Source organism: Pseudomonas juntendi (genome assembly GCF_009932375.1).
GTDB classification, from domain to species: domain Bacteria; phylum Pseudomonadota; class Gammaproteobacteria; order Pseudomonadales; family Pseudomonadaceae; genus Aquipseudomonas; species Aquipseudomonas juntendi.
This window is the reverse complement of record NZ_BLJG01000325.1, coordinates 1-489: the sequence shown is the minus strand read 5'-3', so window position 1 is coordinate 489 and position 489 is coordinate 1. Positions and strand designations below refer to the sequence as shown.

The window sequence follows — 489 nt, the reverse complement described above, 5'->3', positions numbered from 1 at the left end:
CGTGTCAGCGCCACCTCCATGCTGACCGTGCTGCCGGGCAGGGTGTCGGTGGGGTAGCCGTAGCCGCGCTCGACAATCAGCCGCAATATCTCGGTGGTGAGTGCGCCGCTTTCCCAGCTGATGGCGCCGAAATGAATGGGGGCGGGCTGGTCGGCCGCTGCTGCGCTATCGGTGCTGGCCAGGCCAACCGTCAGCAGCAGCCCGGCCAGGAGCGCGGGGATTGTTTTCATGTGCACCTCGTCGTCGACAGTGCGGCAAGTGTAGACGACGAGGTTGGGCTGCCCTTGGGGCCACTGGCGCCCCCAATGCTTCAGACGCGGAACTGGTCCATCAGCGCCTGCTGCTGGTTGGCCAGGCTGTTCAGCGACTGGCTGACCCGGGCTGACTCATTGGCCTGGCCGGACAGCGATTCGGTCACGTCACGAATGGTGGCCACGTTGCTGTTGATTTCCTCGGCCACCGCGCTTTGTTCCTCGGCGGCCGAGGCAA

General features: G+C 65.6%; 2 pseudogenes. Both read right to left on the bottom strand.

Features of this window, described 5'->3' with window-relative positions:
- Positions 1–230 (bottom strand): annotated as a pseudogene (locus GYA94_RS25500) (ABC transporter substrate-binding protein); the annotation flags it as partial.
- Positions 231–310: 80 nt separating this feature from the next.
- Positions 311–489: pseudogene (locus GYA94_RS28380) on the bottom strand (hypothetical protein); the annotation flags it as partial.